18 protein-coding genes are annotated in these 19,481 nt (G+C 35.0%); 8 read left to right on the top strand and 10 right to left on the bottom strand.

What is annotated here, in order from left to right; genetic code table 11:
- Positions 1-19: 19 nt before the first annotated feature.
- The 7 genes from M0R16_06705 to M0R16_06675 all read right to left on the bottom strand — a co-directional run bounded on the left by M0R16_06705 (position 20) and on the right by M0R16_06675 (position 6,759).
- Positions 20-1,141, bottom strand: a complete 1,122-nt coding sequence (locus M0R16_06705) for an ABC transporter permease (GenBank protein ID MCK9612575.1) — start codon at positions 1,139-1,141, stop codon at positions 20-22.
- A 14-nt stretch (positions 1,142-1,155) separates the two neighbouring features.
- Positions 1,156-2,265, bottom strand: coding sequence for an ABC transporter permease (locus M0R16_06700; protein MCK9612574.1), 1,110 nt, complete (start codon positions 2,263-2,265; stop codon positions 1,156-1,158).
- A gap of 11 nt (positions 2,266-2,276) precedes the next feature.
- Positions 2,277-3,038 carry an ABC transporter ATP-binding protein gene (locus M0R16_06695; GenBank protein ID MCK9612573.1) on the bottom strand — a complete coding sequence of 254 codons (762 nt, stop codon included), beginning with the start codon at positions 3,036-3,038 and terminating at the stop codon, positions 2,277-2,279.
- The gene (locus M0R16_06690; GenBank protein ID MCK9612572.1) at positions 3,035-3,946 is read right to left on the bottom strand and encodes an ABC transporter ATP-binding protein; all 912 of its coding nucleotides are present in this window, start codon (positions 3,944-3,946) and stop codon (positions 3,035-3,037) included. Before M0R16_06690 ends, M0R16_06695 begins: the two co-directional genes overlap by 4 nt.
- Positions 3,947-4,007: 61 nt before the next feature.
- Positions 4,008-4,892, bottom strand: a complete 885-nt coding sequence (locus M0R16_06685; protein ID MCK9612571.1) for an efflux RND transporter periplasmic adaptor subunit — start codon at positions 4,890-4,892, stop codon at positions 4,008-4,010.
- A gap of 41 nt (positions 4,893-4,933) precedes the next feature.
- A complete protein-coding gene (locus tag M0R16_06680; GenBank protein ID MCK9612570.1) occupies positions 4,934-6,202 on the bottom strand; it encodes a TolC family protein in 1,269 nt (422 codons plus the stop codon).
- A gap of 8 nt (positions 6,203-6,210) precedes the next feature.
- Positions 6,211-6,759: a TetR/AcrR family transcriptional regulator gene (locus tag M0R16_06675; protein MCK9612569.1), complete on the bottom strand. Its 549-nt coding sequence runs from the start codon at positions 6,757-6,759 to the stop codon at positions 6,211-6,213.
- A gap of 198 nt (positions 6,760-6,957) precedes the next feature.
- Between M0R16_06675 and mrdA the strand changes: the two genes are divergently transcribed.
- Together mrdA and rodA are read left to right on the top strand one after the other, a co-directional pair.
- Positions 6,958-8,787: a penicillin-binding protein 2 gene (gene mrdA, locus M0R16_06670; protein MCK9612568.1), complete on the top strand. Its 1,830-nt coding sequence runs from the start codon at positions 6,958-6,960 to the stop codon at positions 8,785-8,787.
- Positions 8,784-10,046 (top strand): rod shape-determining protein RodA, encoded by a 1,263-nt coding sequence (gene rodA, locus M0R16_06665; protein ID MCK9612567.1) that lies wholly within the window; start codon positions 8,784-8,786, stop codon positions 10,044-10,046. The genes mrdA and rodA overlap by 4 nt, the downstream gene beginning before the upstream one ends.
- Before the next feature lies 1 nt (position 10,047).
- On the opposite strand, the gene M0R16_06660 is transcribed toward rodA, so the two are convergent.
- The 3 genes from M0R16_06660 to pta form a co-directional block, all read right to left on the bottom strand.
- A complete protein-coding gene (locus tag M0R16_06660) occupies positions 10,048-11,022 on the bottom strand; it encodes a polyprenyl synthetase family protein (protein ID MCK9612566.1) in 975 nt (324 codons plus the stop codon).
- Positions 11,022-12,224, bottom strand: coding sequence for an acetate kinase (locus tag M0R16_06655; GenBank protein ID MCK9612565.1), 1,203 nt, complete (start codon positions 12,222-12,224; stop codon positions 11,022-11,024). The genes M0R16_06660 and M0R16_06655 overlap by 1 nt, the downstream gene beginning before the upstream one ends.
- A gap of 392 nt (positions 12,225-12,616) precedes the next feature.
- Positions 12,617-13,612 carry a phosphate acetyltransferase gene (pta, locus tag M0R16_06650; protein ID MCK9612564.1) on the bottom strand — a complete coding sequence of 332 codons (996 nt, stop codon included), beginning with the start codon at positions 13,610-13,612 and terminating at the stop codon, positions 12,617-12,619.
- A gap of 257 nt (positions 13,613-13,869) precedes the next feature.
- Between pta and M0R16_06645 the strand changes: the two genes are divergently transcribed.
- Genes M0R16_06645 through M0R16_06620 form a run of 6 tightly spaced genes read left to right on the top strand, consistent with a single transcriptional unit; the run spans position 13,870 to position 19,475 of the window.
- On the top strand, positions 13,870-14,784 hold the full coding sequence (locus tag M0R16_06645; protein ID MCK9612563.1) for a DUF4271 domain-containing protein: 915 nt from the start codon (positions 13,870-13,872) through the stop codon (positions 14,782-14,784).
- 39 nt (positions 14,785-14,823) lie between these two features.
- A complete protein-coding gene (locus M0R16_06640) occupies positions 14,824-15,576 on the top strand; it encodes a uroporphyrinogen-III synthase (GenBank protein ID MCK9612562.1) in 753 nt (250 codons plus the stop codon).
- A 15-nt stretch (positions 15,577-15,591) separates the two neighbouring features.
- The gene (locus tag M0R16_06635) at positions 15,592-15,978 is read left to right on the top strand and encodes a ribonuclease P protein component (GenBank protein ID MCK9612561.1); all 387 of its coding nucleotides are present in this window, start codon (positions 15,592-15,594) and stop codon (positions 15,976-15,978) included.
- A complete protein-coding gene (yidD, locus tag M0R16_06630; protein MCK9612560.1) occupies positions 15,975-16,193 on the top strand; it encodes a membrane protein insertion efficiency factor YidD in 219 nt (72 codons plus the stop codon). The genes M0R16_06635 and yidD overlap by 4 nt, the downstream gene beginning before the upstream one ends.
- Positions 16,194-16,204: 11 nt before the next feature.
- Positions 16,205-17,866, top strand: coding sequence for a S41 family peptidase (locus tag M0R16_06625; protein ID MCK9612559.1), 1,662 nt, complete (start codon positions 16,205-16,207; stop codon positions 17,864-17,866).
- 46 nt (positions 17,867-17,912) lie between these two features.
- Entirely contained in the window at positions 17,913-19,475 is a 1,563-nt protein-coding gene (locus M0R16_06620; protein MCK9612558.1) for an O-antigen ligase family protein, read from the top strand.
- Positions 19,476-19,481 lie beyond the last annotated feature (6 nt).

The raw sequence follows: 19,481 nt of genomic DNA, 5'->3' as shown, positions 1-19,481 counted from the left end.
GTAAGACATTTTAACAATATCATGTAACTTTACGATATCTCACAATGGCTATTGTAATTACAATTAGTCCATATCCCAACAATATCATGAAGTCTTTATAAATATCGGCAAAGCCTGAGCCTTTAAGTAATATCATGCGGATAAGCTTCATGAAATAAGCAATGGGATTGCCATAATTAATTATCTGTGCCCAATGAGGCATGCTTTCTGTCGGTGTAAAAATTCCGCTCATCATGATAAACACGATAAGAAATCCAAAAGCACCAAATAAAGCCTGTTGCATGGTAGATGCCGTATTTGAAATCATCAGCCCGAAGCCCTGCATCAACAAAAGATATATACCGGCAACACCAAAAAGCAAGCCCAGATTCCCTTCAATAGGAATATCATAAATTATCTTCCCGATAAAAAGGCCAAAAGAAAGCATCACAAGGGCAATAATCCAAAATGGAAGAAGTTTCCCGATAATAAAATGTATTTTTCTTATGGGTGTTACATTTATTTGCTCAATATTTCCCATTTCTTTTTCCCTGATAATGTTCATGGCTGCCAGTGCCACTCCGATAATTGTTACTAAAAGCACCAATATGGCCGGAACCATGAAGATTTTGTAATTCATATCGGGATTGTACCAGAAAGAAGGAATAATGTTTATCATGCTTATACCCACCGGTATATCCGAAACTTTAAACCACTTTGAAATAATCTCTTGATTATATCCGGCAATAATCTGGCTGGCATAAGCATTACTAATACCCGCTACCGTTCCATTTATAGCATTAAACAGTAATTGCACTTTGGCAGAATTTTCGCGCAGCAAGGTACGCTCAAAACCAGAAGGAACATTAAGTATCATATCCGCTTCGTCATTTTCAATTTGTTTCATGGCATCATTCAGGTTGAATGTATTGCCTTTAACGGTAAAAAATCTGGAATTGCTAAACTTCCCTGCCAATAAGCGAGACGAACTGCTTAAGTCATTATCCACTATGCACATTTTGATGTGTTTCATTTCCATATTGGCTGCATTTACAAGAATGAGCAACTGTACCAAGGGAAGAACAAAGATTATCGGTATCATCATCCGGTTGCGCCGTATCTGTATAAACTCTTTTTGCAATATGAATAATATCGTTCGCATTTTTACAATAATACCTAAGCTTTAAGCCTGATTTTAAACTTTTTTATGCTGACAACTAATAAAAAAACTGTCAATCCGAAGAGTATAAGTGTTTCTTTCCAGACACTTAAAAACCCAAGCCCTTTGAGCATAATATTTTTTAATATTATAATAAACCACGTTGTAGGATTTATATAACAAATCCATTGTATCCATCCCGGCATATTATCAATAGGGAAAATAAAACCTGAAAGCAATATGGTTGGAAGCATTAACCCCAGCATGGCTCCAACCATAGCTGTCTGTTGGGTGTTGGCCATTGAAGAAATAAATATCCCCATAGACAGAGCAAGTACGATAAACAACACACATTCTGCCAAAAGCAAAGTGATGCTGCCCTGCACCGGCAAACCAAAAACAAAATTACTCATCAGCAGAATTGTAATAACATTGATAATTGATAATAGCACATAGGGTGTTACTTTCCCAAAAATAATCTGAGTGGGCTTAAGTGGTGATATCAGCAAAACCTCCATTGTCCCCATCTCTTTTTCTCGTACAATACTAACCGAAGTAAGGAGGGCACAAATCAATACAAGTATCATTGCCATGGTTCCCGGGACAAACATATAAACTCCTTTTAGTTCGGGATTATAGAGCATTCTTGATTCGGGAATAATTTGCACGGGTATTGCTGCCGAAGCGTTTTCTTTCCTGATAAAATCATTTATAATGCCAGCCGTATAATTTATTACAAGATTTGCTGAATTGGCATCAGAGGCGTCGGCTATAAGATGAACCGAAGCAGTTTTTTCTCTTAACAATTTCTGTGCAAATCCTGGTTCAAAAATTACAACTTCTTTGGCTTGCCCTTTCCGGAAACAATTTTCAATCTCCTTTTCATTATTGAGATATTTTGTTATTATAAAAAAATCGGAAGAATTTAGTTTATCAATTATTTTTCGGGTGGTTTTGTCCTTTGAATTGTCAAGAATAGCAATATGCGCATTTCTAACCTCAGTTGTGATTATATACCCAAAAAGAAACATCTGTACAACAGGCAAGGCAAAAAGAATGATAAGCGTTCGTTTGTCGCGAAAAATATGATGAAACTCTTTCTTAACAAAACCTATAAAATGTATCACTGTTAGTTTGTTTAACTGTTAAAATATTCCTTAGTTAGTTCCTGGCTTCTTGCTAATTTTAAAAAAACTTCATTCATAGACCCTGCATTATAAGTTTTTTTCAGATTTGCCGGGGAGTCTAACGCTTCAATTCTTCCGTCAACCATGATAGTAACCCTGTCGCAATATTCGGCTTCATCCATATAATGAGTAGTCAGAAATATGGTAACACCTTCGTGAGCCGCTTCATAAATAAGTTCCCAGAATTGCCGGCGTGTAATCGGGTCAACACCGCTTGTTGGCTCGTCTAAAAATACAATATCGGGGTCGTGCACAAGTGCTATTGAAAAAGCAAGTTTCTGTCTCCATCCTAATGGTAATTCTGCGATTAATTTGTCGGCAGCATTTGTTAAGCCAAGTTTGTCAATAAGTTGCCGGCTTTTTAACTTTATCTGCCTGCGGTTCATTCCATATATTCCACCAAAAAACCGTATGTTTTCTTTTACAGTAAGGTCTTCATATAAAGAAAATTTCTGGCTCATGTAACCGATACAATTCTTTATTTTATTCGGTTCTTTGTAAACATCATAACCAGCAACTACGGCCTCTCCGGAGCTTGGTTTTGACAGTCCGCACAAAATTTTCATGGCGGTGGTTTTTCCTGCTCCGTTGGCACCTAAAAATCCGAATATTTCGCCTTTATACACATCAAAATTCAGACGGTCATTTGCAATAAAATCTCCGAATTTTTTTACAAGATTCCTGACTTTGATAACAGACTCTGTGTGGTTCATTTTGTTTCTTTCATCAGGTTGATAAAACAATCTTCAATGTCGGGCTTTACCTTCAAAATCTCAACATCCGGGTAGGTATCCGAAATATTCGCTGACAGCTCTAAGGGATTCATGTTACTGTTTTTCGGAATAAAATGCAGGTATTGGCCAAAAGGGTAAACATTCTCACAACAATTTAAGTGTGCAAGGTGCCGGATTAATTTGTAAGTATTTTTAGATTTAATAGCAAATACTGTTTTATGAAAGCCGGCTATTATTTCGCCGGGAGTTCCTGTTATTAAAATATTTCCAGCCTGTATCATTGCAATACGATCGCATAACAAAGCTTCATCCATATAGGGGGTGGATACAATTATTGTGATACCCGCATCTTTAAGCCTGTGCAACATTTCCCAAAATTCTTTGCGAGAAACGGCATCTACTCCCGTGGTTGGTTCGTCAAGAAAAAGTATTTCTGGTTTATGAATCATGGCACACGACAAGGCCAATTTTTGTTTCATCCCTCCTGACAAAGCTCCTGCACGACGGTTTTTAAACGGTTCTATCTGGCCGTAAATATCTTTTATCAAATGGTAGTTTTCTTGTATGGTGGTCCCGAAAATTGTTGCAAAAAAATTAAGATTCTCTTCAACAGTCAAGTCCTGATAAAGAGAAAATTTTCCCGGCATATAACCAATAATGTTCCTGAGTTTTTTATAATCTTTTATTGTGTTAAAACCACAAACGGTTGCTGTTCCCTCATCAGGAACCATTAAAGAAACAAATATTTTAAAGAGAGTAGTTTTGCCCGCCCCGTCAGGGCCGATGAAGCCAAACAATTCCCCGCTTTTCACACTGACAGAAACATTCTGAAGCGCTTGCACTTTTTCATATTTCTTACAGATATTTAAAGCCTCAACACTATTCATCTTTATTCCCGATTTTGTTTCATATCCCTCTTTGTTCTCTTTGTTTGTTAAATCCGGGTATCTATTTTTTATTAAAGTTAACCTCTCCGGGCATCCCTATTTTAAGTGCGCCATCATTTTTAACTTTTACTTTTACGGCATAAACCAAATTAACGCGCTCTTCTTTCGTCTGAATTATTTTTGGAGTAAATTCTGCGGTAGAAGATACCCATGTTAAAATGCCTTCATATTTTGCAGTATTTCCTTTACTTATATCTATAATAACTTCTGCTTTTTGATTTAGTTTTACCTCTGCCAGCTGAGGTTCGCTTATATATGCCCGCAGAAAAACATGGCTCATGTCTGATATTTTATATAGTGGTTTCCCGGGTGTTGCCAATTCATTAAGTTGAATGTATTTGCTTAATATGGTTCCGGAAACAGGGCAGATAAGATAACATTTTCGTATGTTCTGATTTACCTGTTCTATTTGTTTGGAAATGGTAAGTATTTCATCATCTATACTTCCGCTTTGAGTTTGTATTGACACCTTCTGTTTTTCAATAACGTCAATTGCTCCAATGATATCATCCAGCTGTTTTTTTGTGGCAGCCCCATCTTTATAAAGCTTTTCGATACGGCCTTTGTCAATAAGCAAATTATTTATTTGTTGCTGATATACTTCCATTTGCGATGCGATATTAGCTGACTTGTCAGAAATAGCATTTTTTTGTGCCATTAATTGTTCTTTCTTTAACTGATATTCCGTTGTATCAATTAAGCCCAAAGTGTCTCCTTTTTCTAAGTCCATACCTTCTTCTAAGTTTAGCCGTATTATTTTCCCATAAACTTCAGAAGAGATAATTGTTTCTTCGGCTTCAAAATTTCCGTAAGCATCGGCTTTGTTATTATCTCCAGAACAGGCTGTGAATATTGTAATGCCGATGATAAATAAATATTTTTTCATTTGTGTTTTTTTTTAATTTGTCATACTATCTGTAAAAATTATTAAAGTTTTCCCATGAGATTCATGTAATTTATTTCGGCCAGTTTCATTTGTATCTTGTGTGTTTCCAGATTTAATCTTGCCTGCATTTCTGCATTTAATTCCGTAATATATTCCGTTGGGGTAATGATACCATTTTCAAGTTGCTTGGATGCCGTATTGGTGATATTACTTCTGAGACTGATTATTTCTTCGTCTTTTGAAATAAGTTGTTTGTATTTTATGACATCTGCTGCATCTTTTTGTGATGCAATTTTTAAATTTTTATCAAATGTTTCTTTTTGAGTATTTAGAATGTTCTTCTGTAAATCTATAATTCGTTTTCCTTTTCTATATTGATAAAACTCAGAGATATTCCAGCTCATTTTGGCCCCTACTATGTAAAAAAAATCAAAGTCGTCAGACAGCATGTTAAATCCCGGCCTTCCATAGCCACCCTGTCCAAAAGCATAAAAACGCGGGGTTACTCTGGTATTTAATAAATTTTTTGAAAGATCCAATTTATTGTCCTGTAAATCGAGCAGCTGCATTTCGGGGCGTTTATTATCATAAATCAAATCAATGATAATATCGTCGGGAAATTGCAATACCGTATATTCAAAAAGCGGCCGATTTATATATTCCGACAACATTGTTAATGCAATATTTTTCATAGCCGTCAGTTCTATAAGTTGTTGTTCGGTTTTAACAATTTCGGCTTTAAAAATATCGGCATTACTTTGCAAAAGAATTTCATTTTTAACACCGGCTTCTGCCTTTTTTAATTTAGATTTTATGTCTTCTTGTATGTTTTTGATTACTTTTTCATTTTGTTGAGCGAGCAATATATTAAAATATAGCTTGTTTATTTGTTCTTTTATCTTTAAAACCTCCACCTCAATATTCATTTGTTCTGCTTGCAGGTTTGCAGACTCCAGTTTCTTTTGTGCTCCTATAGTTCCACCATCCCAAAGTACCTGATTTAAATCAAGGGTTAACCGATACTGATCCTTGCTCATCGAAGGAGATTCAAACAGGGGGCTAATTTCCGGAATTTCTGTTACTGCCGACTGATACGTAAGCTGCCCGTTCAACGATAACTGTGGAAAAAAATATGTATTAAGGTTTTTTATCTTCAGCTCCGAGGCTTCCGACAAAAGGCTTTTCTGTTTAATAAGCGGATAATTATCAAGAGCCAGTTGCTGGCAATAATTAAGGCTTATTGTATCTGCATTTTGTGGAAAACACATTGTTTGTGGAAAAATAAAAAACATCAGCAATATTCGTTTCATAACATTTATTATTTTTTTATTGAGTTAATAATGAATTCTGCAACCATAACTTTTCTGTCTTCAATAAAATGGTCGAAAGCTCTCTTATTGCCTTTAAAAATAAATCCTTCAATGATCGGTCTGCCAATAAACGGGAAAAGACACAAGCCTATCATGTTCACAATAAGGTGCTCCATGGGTATGGGGTTTATTTTTCCCTCATCAATTTCTTTTTGTAGTAATTGGCTGGTTTGTTCCGGATGAATGCCTGAATTCTTAATTATATTAAGTATTCTTTCAGGTTTTCTTTTTAGCTCATGCAATACAAAAACAGGTATATGCGGGTTTTGTAAAAGTGTATCAATATAATGTGAAACAAAAGATTTTATTTTTTCCTCAAACTGCAGTTCAGAAAACATAATTAAAGATATTTGGGGAAAAAATTTTTTAAACGATTCATCAAAAATATAGTCAAATAATTTCTCCTTACTCCGAAAGTAATAATGCAGCAAGGCTTTGTTAATGCCTGCTTCATCGGCAATATTCTGCATGCGTGCACCATCAAAACCTTTTTCCACAAAAACTTTTTTTGCCGCCTCAAAAATTATTTCCTGAGTACTGTGTGTTTTATGTTGTTTCTTTTTCACAAAAAATTAACCAATTGGTTTAACTATTTGGCAAATTTAAAATTATTAATTTTATAAAAACAAGTTTTTTCTAAAATCTTTATTGATTAGCTTGTCCTGATATTTCATTAATTTTGTTTTTTTAGCAAAATGACTGTCAAAAAAAGTTATTCGCCCAGAAGACATGTAATAAGTGCAATATTTCTGGTTATTATTCTTATTTTTATTGTAAGGCTTTTCCTTCTTCAGATAATAGACGAGAGTTATAAATCGTCAGCTAAAAATAACGTATTCCGCTACATAACAGAATATCCTGCAAGGGGTTTGGTGTATGATTGCAACGGCAAACCCTTACTATATAATGAAGCGACTTACGATTTGATGGTTATTCCAAGACAGATTAAAGGAATATTTGATACTAATACTCTTTGTAATTTAACAGGAATAGATAAAGTTACTTTCCAGAAACGGCTTAATAATGCCATAAAATATTCCGGGTTTCTGCCATCCATTATTGAAGAAAAATTAACCAAAGAAATATATGGGATACTTCAGGAAAAACTAATCAATTATCCGGGTTTTTACATACAGGCACGAACTATTCGAAACTACCCGCAGCCTTATGCGGCACAAGTTCTGGGATATATCGGAGAAGTTTGGCCCGAAATCCTTGAAGAAGATAAATATTACAGGCCGGGAGACTACATTGGTTTGAGCGGCCTTGAAAAATCCTATGAAATAGAATTGCGCGGGAAAAAAGGGTATCGCATCATTATGGTTGATGTCCATGGTAGAGATATGGGAAGTTATATGAATGGTAAATTTGATGTTGAAGCAAAAGCCGGGCAAGATTTATACACAAGCATGGATATTGAGCTACAATCGTATGCTGAGATGTTATTGCAAAACAAGCGTGGAAGTGTTGTTGCCATTGACCCGAAAACAGGGGGAATTATTGCTATATCATCCAGCCCGTCATACGATCCTAATCTGCTTGTGGGCCGTGAAAGAACTAAAAATTACTTTAAACTGATTTCAGACAAAAATTTGCCATTATTTAACAGGGCGTTATCAGGGCGTTATCCCCCCGGGTCAACATTTAAACCTATAACAGGATTAATCGGATTACAGGAAGGAGTTTTAACCAACACAACAGCATACCCCTGTTATGGGGGATTTCCCTTGGGAAATGGCAAAATGGTTAAATGCCATGCTCATTCTTCTCCATTAAACCTTTACGGGGCAATTCAAACATCTTGTAATGCATATTTCTGTAAAGTTCTTAAAACAACATTAGAAAACAAAAAATACAAAAATACAAGTGAGGCTTTTGAGGCGTGGAGAAACCATGCTTTAAGTCTGGGGCTTGGCAAAAAATTAGGTGTTGACTTGCCCAGCGAGTCAGATGGAAATATACCAACAAGAAATTATTATGATAAATATTTTGGGGAAAATCGCTGGAGAGCCTTAACTGTTATTTCCATTGCTATTGGGCAGGGAGAGATTTTACTCACCCCGCTGCAACTTGTCAATATTACTGCAATAATTGCCAATAGGGGGTATTATTACACACCACATATTGTCAAGGCTTTTGGTAAGCCAACAAATTATAATAAAAAATTTCTAAAAAAATACATAACAAATATTAACCCACAGTATTTTGATTATATCATTGAGGGGATGTACGGTGTTGTAGAGGGTGGTACGGCCAGAAATGTTAAAATGGATAGCATAAAAGTATGTGGTAAAACGGGCACAGCTCAAAATGCAGGGAAAAATCATTCCATTTTCATAGCCTTTGCCCCAAAAGAGAATCCTAAAATTGCTATTGCAGCCGTTGTTGAAAATTCGGGTTATGGCGCAACATGGGCTGCTCCCGTGGTAAGCCTTATGATAGAAAAATATCTAACAAAAAAGGTTAAACGTCCCGACCTTGAAAAAGAAATTATGGAGTCTAAATTTATTGACAATAATCAATGAGCCGGAGAAATAATATCATTTTAAATATTGACTGGGTGCTCATGGGCATTTTTCTTTTTTTTATTCTTGTCGGCTGGATTAATATTTATGCGGCAGCATATAACCCTGAACATAAAAGTATTTTTGATTTTACACAGGACTATGGGAAACAATTCCTGTGGATTATTATTGCTTTGGTTATTGGTTTGTGTATAATGATTATTGATGCTAAGTTCTTTTCGACTTTTTCGCTGGTTATCTACATTTTCTCAATTATCCTTTTATTACTAACTATTTTTATAGGAAAAGAAATTCATGGCTCAAAGTCCTGGATTGTTTTGTCGGAAACAATAAGGTTTCAGCCTCTGGAATTTGCGAAATTTTCAACAACTCTTATTCTTGCCTCACTTTTAAGTCAAACAGGTATTAAAATACAAGACATTGGCACACGTTTACGGAGCTTATTGTTCATATTAATTCCTGCTATATTAATTTTATTTCAGAATGAAACAGGCTCTGCGCTAATATTTGTTTCCTTTATTTTTTTACTATATCGTGAAGGATTATCCGGAAACATACTGATTATAGGTTTTGCTTTAGTTGTCTTGTTTATTCTTTCAATTTTAATCGACAAACTTATAATTATTAGCTTTATCTTGGGCGTAGCGATAATTATATTTTTTTTAATACGTAAAACAAAAAAGAATATTCTTACTTATATTTTTATTGTGGCTAGTATAATAGGGTTTTCGTTAAGTGTAAATACCATTTATGAATATGCATTAAAACCTCATCAGAAAAAAAGAATAGATGTTCTTTTAGGAAAAATTGACGACCCCAAAGATGCAGGATATAATGTCAATCAATCAAAAATTGCTATTGGTTCCGGTGGAATTATTGGAAAAGGTTTTTTAAATGGTACTCAAACTAAGTACAAATTTGTTCCCGAACAAAATACAGATTTTATTTTTTGTACCATTGGTGAGGAATGGGGATTTTTAGGAAGCGCCACGGTACTGCTTATGTATCTTTTATTTATATTAAGAATTTTATTTATTGCTGAACGCCAGCGCTCGGCATTCAGCCGTATTTATGGATATGGACTGGCATCCCTTATTTTCTTTCACGTTATGATTAATGTTGGCATGACGATAGGCCTTGCCCCCGTTGTTGGGATTCCTCTGCCTTTTATCAGTTACGGGGGATCATCCCTCGTAATATTTACAATGATGTTTTTTGTTTTTGTTAAACAGGACGCAAACAGAATGCAAATATTATAAACTAAAATTCTCTTACCATTAATTTTGCGGCAAGTGCAGAGAGCTTTTTCTTATTTTTTTCCGGTAACTTGATGTTATCAAGGTGAAGTTTCGCCTGTTTAAAATAATTATTCATTTCTTTTTCTGCATATTTCATGATTCCAAGCTGGTAATAAATTTCTGAAACTGCAGCAATTTTAACTTTATTATCTATATCGCTCTTACTATAATAATATTGTAGTTCCTTTTTTATTTTTCCTCTTGCAACTTCATTTGCTTTCAAATATAAATATGTTTTTTTTCTGGCAATAATATCCCCTCCACTTTTTTTCCCAAATTTTTCTTCATCTCCAAAAACATCAAGTATATCATCCTGTAGTTGAAAAGCCATGCCAAGTGATTCTCCAAATTTAAAAATCTCTTTGCAATCATTGGCAGGAGCTTCCGCTATCAGCGCCCCGGCTTTCAGGCTTGCAGCAACCAGAGCCGCCGTTTTTAACTTAATCATTGACAAGTAACGTGAGATCGAAATATTCTCCATGTGTTCATAATTCATGTCAAGCTGTTGGCCCTCACAAACAAGAATGGCAACATCTGAAAGTAATTTTACTACCGGCTTAACATGTTTTGTTTCCAACTCAGTTAGGAGTTCGAAAGCTTTTGCCAACATGGCGTCTCCGGACAAAATACCAATATTGGTATTCCATTTTTTATAAACAGTTTCTTTGCCACGACGCATTGGAGCAACGTCCATTATATCGTCATGTACCAACGTAAAGTTGTGGAAAATCTCAATAGCCACTGCTGCCGGTAAGGCCTTAATAACCTGGCCTCCAAACATTTCACATGACAAGATGGTAAGCAAAGGCCGTAAACGTTTTCCCCCGATTTTTAATGAATAAGCAATAGGCTCGTATAACTCTTTTGGGGTTTTGTCCAGTTGAAGTTGGTCAATTTTACTATTTATCAGCTGAAGATATGTTTCAAAAGCTTTCATTAATTGCTAATAAGTTTTATTGACTCGTTAGCAATTACAAGTTCTTCATTTGTTGTTATAACCATAACTTTTACTTTTGAGTCTTCTTTGGTCAGAGTAGCGTCTTTTGCGTGTATATTTTTGTTCAATTCAAAATCAAAATTAATTCCCAAAAATTCCAATCCTTCCATGATACCAGATCTTGTATTACTTGCATTTTCACCAATTCCCCCGGTAAAGATAATCAGGTCAACACCGCCCATCACCGCGGCATAAGCTCCAATATATTTTTTAACCCGATGATTATACATTTTCAGAGATAGTTGTGCCCTGTGATTTCCTTTCTTTGCGGCGTCTTCAATGTCGCGCATGTCAGAAGAAACTCCCGACAAGCCCATCATCCCGCTTTTTTTATTAATGATGTCGTTAGTTTTTTTCAAATCAAGGTTTTCTTTTTCCATTAGAAATAATAATGCTCCCAAGTCCAGATCGCCGCAACGTGTTCCCATAATCAGGCCCTCAACGGGGGTTAAACCCATTGAAGTTTCATATGATTTACCATTTTTGATGGCTGTAATGGATGCCCCATTACCCAGATGACAAGTAATAATATTAACATTATTGAAATCCATTCCGAGAATTTTACAAGCTTTTTGTGCGACAAAGCCGTGGCTGGTTCCGTGAAATCCATAACGGCGCACCTTGTATTTTTCATAGAACTCATAAGGCAAAGCATAAAGATAAGAATGCTCCGGCATGGTCTGGTGAAAGGCCGTATCAAACACACCGCACATTTTTACTTCGGGCAATAGTTTTTGAATAGCATAAATTCCTTTGAGGTTAGCGGGATTGTGGAGGGGTGCAAGGTCGCTGCATTCTTCCATTTTGTCAATCACTTCTTGCGTGATAAGTACACTTCCGCTGAACTTTTCTCCTCCGTGAACCACGCGGTGCCCCACCACATCAATTTCATATTTATCTTTAATAACGCCGTGTTCGGGATGCATCAGTGCATCAAGAATAAGGTTAATCCCCACTGTGTGGTCGTGAACCGGCTGAATACTTACAACTTTATCTTTCCCTTTTGGTTGATGTGTAAGTTCGCTGTTGTCCATACCAACACGTTCTAACAACCCTTTTGCCAAAACATCGGCTTCATTGTTCATTTTTATCAGTTGATACTTGATGGATGAACTTCCGCAATTTAATACGAGTACTTTCATAAAATTTGTTTATTATTATTTGTTTAATTAGTGGTTTGAAATTTTTTATAAAAATACTTTTTTATCTTTTATCGGCAATTTTTTTACGGAGGGAAGTTTTAAACTACTGCAGAGGAGGTTTAACCGCAAAGGACGCAAAGGAGGCGCAAAGGGCGCTAAGTTGATGCGAAGTTTTAAAATTTCGCAAGGCGTACCCCTCTGTCAGCATTGCTGACATCTCCCCTATGGATAGGGGAGAAAAAGAGAAAGGATGGATTTGGTTTTTAATGACAGCATGACTTCGCGGTAAGCCCCACACATGGCAGTCATACCATCACATGCAAAAGTTAGGTGCGAAAAGAAGTTGGTATGCAACTGGAGTGAAGCTTAAAACTTCGTTTCACTTACTTATCTTATTGCGCCTGACAGGCGGTAATTGCCACAAGATTTACAATATCCATCACAGAACAGCCCCTCGAAAGGTCGTTGATGGGTGCGCCAAGTCCTTGTAAAACCGGTCCGATGGCTTCGGCATCGCCCAAACGTTCCACTAATTTGTATCCAATGTTCCCAGCCTGCAAATCAGGAAATACCAATACATTGGCCATTCCTGCCACCGGAGAACCAGGGGATTTTTTCTGCCCTACCGACTCAATTAGTGCGGCATCGGCTTGCATTTCTCCGTCAAAATTCATTTCGGGACGCATTTGTTTTGCCATTTCCGTTGCTTTTATCACTTTATCCGCCAGTTCGTGCTTGGCAGAACCCTTGGAGGAAAAAGACAATAATGCAATTCGTGGGTTTTCGATACCGGCTATGGAACGAGCGGTTTCTCCACTGCAAACGGCTATCTGTGCCAGTTCTTCGGCCGTGGGATTGGGAGTTATTGCCACATCAGCAAAAATAAATACTCCGTTTTCGCCCAGCTGTTCTTTTTTGGTTACCATCACCATGGCTCCCGAAACTACAGAAATACCCGGAGCGGTTTTAACTATCTGCAATGCCGGTCTCACGGTATCCGCTGTTGTATGTTCTGCTCCGCTTACTTCGCCATCCGCATCGCCCATGTAAATCATCATAGGCCCGTAATATATGTCCTGTTCAATCAGGGCGGTAGCTTCTTCGCGGGTAATTCCCTTGCTTTTACGAAGCTCCATTAATTTTTCAATATAGATTTCTTTTTTCCCTGAACTTTTCGGGTCAATTTTTTCTGCTTTTGAAATGTCAAGCCCGAATTTTTTTTCAAGTGTATTTATTTCATCAATGTTTCCGAGAAGGATAAGTTGCGCCAGGCCTTCCTTTAAGATGATATCTGCCGCTTTCAGCGTACGCTCCGATGTGCCTTCGGGTAACACAATACGCTTGTTTAACGTCTTGGCTTTAAGACTTATTGATTCAAGTAAATTCATGATAATGGGTTTATTAAAAAAATTTCAACAAAAGAATAAAAATTATTGATACACAGCAAAAAGATAATAAAGTTTTTCTGAAATATCTATAAAATTCATCAGGTTTTTTTTAGCTAATTTTCTTTTATAAAACTATAAATTTTTTTGTTACTCGCTCCCACCACCGCAACATAAGCCTGCTCGTGAACCTTCATAAATTTGTTGTTTTATATCAGGTTTGTGTATTTTTGTAAAAATTTATGAAGGTTTGCAAAACAATGATGTTTCACGATAGTCTGACATACAATAATAATCCTCTGCCCCCGGATAATATTTCATTATTCAAAGGACAGATATTCAGGCAGGATGAAATACCCGACATGTTTTCAAACCAAAAAAACTATATAGGCAACACAAAAGATGTTTTGCCTTCTGTTAGAATAAAACAAACTTCCTTAATGAAAGAAAGCACTTTTTGCCCATCTTTGTTTCATTCGGAGAAAAAACAAATTGTCAAAATGCCATTATCAAATAATCAGCATATACAATCAGATGGTTTTATTTTTTTGATGATGTTATGCTTTTTGATTTTGACAATAATTATTTTTATTAAAAACAAAAAGATAACCCAGTATTTTCATGCTTTTTTCTTCCCTCATTACACAAATCAAATTATTCGTGAGGGAAATATGCTGAAAGATTTTTTTGTTTACCCTCTTATTATAGTATATTATACTATTCTATCTTTTATTGCTATTAAAGCGCTTCACTTTTTCATAAAAATAGAGCCTACTTTGCGTAATGTCTTTTACTGTTTGTTGGTTTTCCTCTGTTTGTATGTTTTCAAAATGTTCATGATATTTTTTGTAAAAAAAACATTTAAAACATCAAATGAAACATTTGATTATCTAACCAACAATACCCTTTTTCAGATTATTGAGTCCTTTTTACTTTTCCCGGCGGTTTTTTTGCTTTACTTTTTATGGGCACCCATCACTGAAGTTTTTTTCTTTATAATACTTGTAATCATTATTTTAATTTTTATTTACAGAACTATCCGAAGTTTTTTAGCAGCCAAATCATCTGAACAATACAATTTGTTTTATTTTATTTTGTATCTTTGCACCGTTGAATTTTTGCCAATTATTATTACTGTTAAATTATTAAGTAACTTTTATTCTCAAGAATTTTAGTCTTTTATTATTTAATTATAAATCAAAAAAACGACCACTTTGAAAGTTAAAAACATAATAATTTCGCAGCCTCAGCCCCCTAATTATGAAAAATCACCCTATTTTGAGTTGTCAAAAAAACACAACCTTAATATTATATTCAAAAAATTCATAATTATTGAACCCGTAACTGCACAGGAATTTAGAAAATCAAAAATCAACATTCTAGATTATTCAGCTGTTATTTTTACCTGTAATAATGCGGTAGATCATTTTTTCCGACTTGCAAAAGAAATGCGTATCATTATTTCTGAAACAACTAAATATTTTTGTGTTTCCGAAAAAACTGCATTTTATCTTCAAAAATATATACAATATCGTAAACGAAAGATTTTCAACGGAAAAGAAAAGCCCGAAGAACTTATTTCCATTATTTTGAAACACCCCGGTGAGCGTTTTCTATTGCCTTGTACTGCAGGACACAAACAGGAATTTGTAAGCTTACTTGACATCAATAAGATTCCGGTACATAAGGCAATGATTTATCGCACTATTTCCAATATGTGTGTCAGGGAACATATTGATGTTGACAAAGCGGATATGCTGGTTTTTTTCAGTCCGTTTGGAATTAAAGCTCTTTTTGATAATTTTCCTAAATTTAAACAAGACAAAAAAATTATTGCCACGTGGGGAAATACAACAAAAATTGCCGCTAAAGAATTTGGGCTAAAAATTAATATTTCTGCCCCCACCGAAGTTTTTACGTCTATGCCAATGGCTATAGGCGCTTTTCTGGAAAAAGCAAAAAAATAAATAACATAGCTTATTATGCACTCATTCTGCAAAGAAGAACGCTTATGCAGTAAAAAATCCATTGAAAAACTGTTAAGTGAGGGTAAAAAAATATATTACCCGACTTTTACTGTAAAATGGATGGAAGTTTTTGGAGAAAATATCCCGGAAATACAGCTATTAACAGTTGTTCCCAAAAAAAAATTTAAAAAATCAACTAACAGAAATTTAATTAAACGTTTAATAAGAGAAGCTTATCGTAATAATAAACAAATACTTGACGTTACTTTAAAAGAAAAAAACAAAAAAATAGCACTAATGTTACTTTACAAAGGTGAAATAATTGAAACATATAAACAAACCGAAGAAAAAATAATTATAATTTTACAAGGTATAATGAAATGTATTAATCATACACCATGAAACTGCTCGGAAATTTTTTGATTTTTTTAATTAAAATCTATCAATATACAATATCGCCTTACTTAATGCCTTCCTGCAGATATATTCCTTCATGCTCTTCATATGGCATTGAAGCTATTACCAAATACGGACCTTTCAGGGGCGGCTGGATGACAGTGAAAAGGTTTCTGTCTTGTAATCCGTGGGGTGGCAGCGGGTATGACCCTGTACCATAAAAAGAAAAAACATGCAAAAAATCACACGTGTAATTACCTTATCAATACTGATACTTACTTTGGCATTTGCTTCTTCTGCCCAGGAACAGGATCAGAATGATTTTGAAATATCAAAAAACATAGATGTTTTTATAACCCTTTACAAACAACTCAATACTAATTATGTTGACAACATAAATCCCGGACAACTTGTCAAGACCGCTATTGACGCTATGCTGAAATCACTTGACCCCTATACAGTATATATCCCGGAAGCAGATATTGAAGATTACAAATTTATGACCACAGGGCAATACGGGGGCATAGGCGCCTTAATACATAAAAGAGGGGATTATGTTTACATTTCCGAGCCCTATGAAAACTCGCCCGCAGATAAAGCCGGTCTTAAGACAGGTGATAAAATCCTTGAAATTAATGGAAAGTCGGTTAAAAAGAAAACGGTTGACGAGGTTAGCACAGCATTGAAGGGGCAACCAGGAACTTCTGTTACCATATTGATAGAACGTGATTCAACACAAAAACCCATTGAGAAAGAAATTATTAGACAGGAGATAAAAATCGACAATGTTCCATATTCAGGATTTGTTGCAGACAAAATAGGATACATAAATTTAAGTGAGTTTAAACAAAATGCCGCAAAAGATGTTAAAGAAGCATTTAATAAACTTAATGAAAGCAAAGACCTCAAAGGTGTAATAATTGACCTCAGGGGAAATGGAGGCGGCTTGCTGAATGAAGCCGTAAGTATTGTGAATATTTTTGTTGATAAAGGACAGGTTGTGGTTAGCACGATTGGAAAAATAAAAAACAAAAACCATATTCACAAAACTCAAACAACAGCTGTTGACACTAAAATTCCCCTGGTGATACTTGTGGATGAATATTCAGCTTCTGCATCAGAAATTCTTGCCGGTGCAATTCAGGATTTAGACAGGGGAATTATTATCGGGCAAAGGACATTTGGCAAAGGCCTGGTTCAAAACATCATTCCGCTTTCATATAATTCAGAGATGAAAATTACCATTGCAAAATATTACATTCCAAGCGGTCGATGTGTTCAGGCTCTTGACTATTTTAACAAAGATACAGAAGGCAGAGCGCCAGTATTACCAGATTCGCTTAGAAAAACATTTAAAACTAAAAACGGAAGAACAGTTTATGAGGGCAGTGGCATTGAGCCGGATATCTTAATGGACGTTCCTGAGTTAAGCAATATCACTATAACACTAATCAATAAAAATCATTTATTTGATTTTGCTTTAACGTATTACAGAAATCATCCGGAGATATCGCCACCGGCAGAGTTCAACATTTCGGACAAAGAATATTCAGATTTTATTGATTATCTGACAGACAAAGATTATTCATACACAACAGAAAGTGAAGCCCGCCTTGAAGAATTTAAAAACATTTCGACGGAAGAAAAATATTTTGAATCAATCAAAGACCAATACCAAATCTTAAAAGATAAAATCATTGCTGAAAAATCAAATGATTTGATGACATATAAACAAGAAATCATACGGGCTTTGAAAATGTACATTGTTCCTCTTTATTACTATCAGAAAGGACGCATTCAGGCCTCACTTGATGACGATAATGAAGTGAAAAAAGCCATTGAAATACTCAACAACCCTGAAAAATACCAGAAAATTCTTCAGGGGCCAAAATAATGATTTGTTGCCTTTTTTAATGATTCTCTTATAACATCAAGATAATATGCCATCCAGACGAGAAATACATGCTGCATTATATGTTCTCGGACTTGCCGGCCTTGCTTTTTCGACTCCTTTGTTTGTTTTTGTTATGAGCATTTCTCAATTTTTCCTTCTTGCCAACTGGCTGATAGAAGGGAAGTTAAAAGAAAAATTTAAAACCTTTTTTAAAAACAAACCCGCCTGGATATTTACTTTAATTTATCTAATGCATCTTGTTGGAATTTTTTATAGTAACGATTTACATCATGCTATTGACGACCTACGCATTAAAATTCCCTTGCTTGCACTTCCTATAATAATTTCAACCAGCCCTAAAATCAACAGGAAATCTTTCCATTTAATACTTTATGCTCACATTCTTGGGACACTTTTTTACAGTATAACCAGCACCTATTTGTTTTATAAAGGCAATAATACAGACATAAGAGATGTTTTTATTTACATTTCACATATCCGTTTTTCACTCAATGTATGTTTGGATATTTTTATTTTGTTTTATCTGATTTTTGAAAAACAAATTTTTCCGCCCTGGGCAAAAATACTTTTTTTGTTTGTTGCTTTCTGGTTTATTTATTGTTTGTTTTTTTTGGAATCTTTTACTGGAATAACCATTCTTATTATCAGCACCATCGGGTTATTATTCATTTATATTTTCAAAAAAACAAAACATATATCTTGTGTGTTTTTTATTCTTTTTCTGATTATTATTATGGCAGGAGTTTCTTTATACCTGAGAAACATTTATAAAGACTTTAGCAAAAGAGAAATCATTGACAAAAATAAAGTAGAATATCTTACAAAAAATGGCAATCCGTATTTGCATGATTTTGATAACAAAATGACCGAAAACGGATATTATACCTGGCTTTATGTGTCTTATGAAGAATTAGAACCGGCATGGAACCAACGCAGCACAATAAAATTCGATAGTTTAGACTATAAAGGTCAGCCTATAAAGTTTACCCTGATCAGATTCTTAACATCAAAGGGATTGCGAAAAGATCAAGAAGGAGTTAACAGCCTTCTGAAAGAAGAAATTTCTTTAATAGAAGATGGAGTGGCAAATATCGGATATGTTAAAAAGGGCGGATTAGAAAAACGAATCAAAAATGTTTTGTGGGAATATGAGCATTATAAAATCACCCATGACCCCAGGGGGCAATCACTTATGCAAAGAATTGAATTATGGCAAACTTCTTTTCGACTTATTAAAAAATATTTTTTTACAGGAGTTGGAACAGGGGATGTTAAAAATGTTATTACGGCACAAATGCATCTTGAAAATTCGCATTTAAAAGACGCAGGACTTCATCCTCATAATCAATTTATAACCATAACTCTTACCTTTGGCGTTCCGGGTTTATTGTTGTTTTTATTTTGTTTGCTCTATCCCCCTATAAAAAGAAAAAAAATATCAGAATATTTGTTTTTATCTTTTTTTCTCATAGCAATGTTATCCATGTTTACCGAAGACACATTAGAAACACAGGCCGGAGTTACATTTTTTACTTTTTTTTATTGTTTGTTTATGTTTGTTGATAATAAAACCCAAACAAATTCTTAAAATCCT

The sequence above is a fragment of the Bacteroidales bacterium genome (assembly GCA_023228145.1).
Lineage (GTDB): Bacteria > Bacteroidota > Bacteroidia > Bacteroidales > CAIWKO01 > CAIWKO01.
This window is presented reverse-complemented; position numbering and strand designations above follow the sequence as displayed.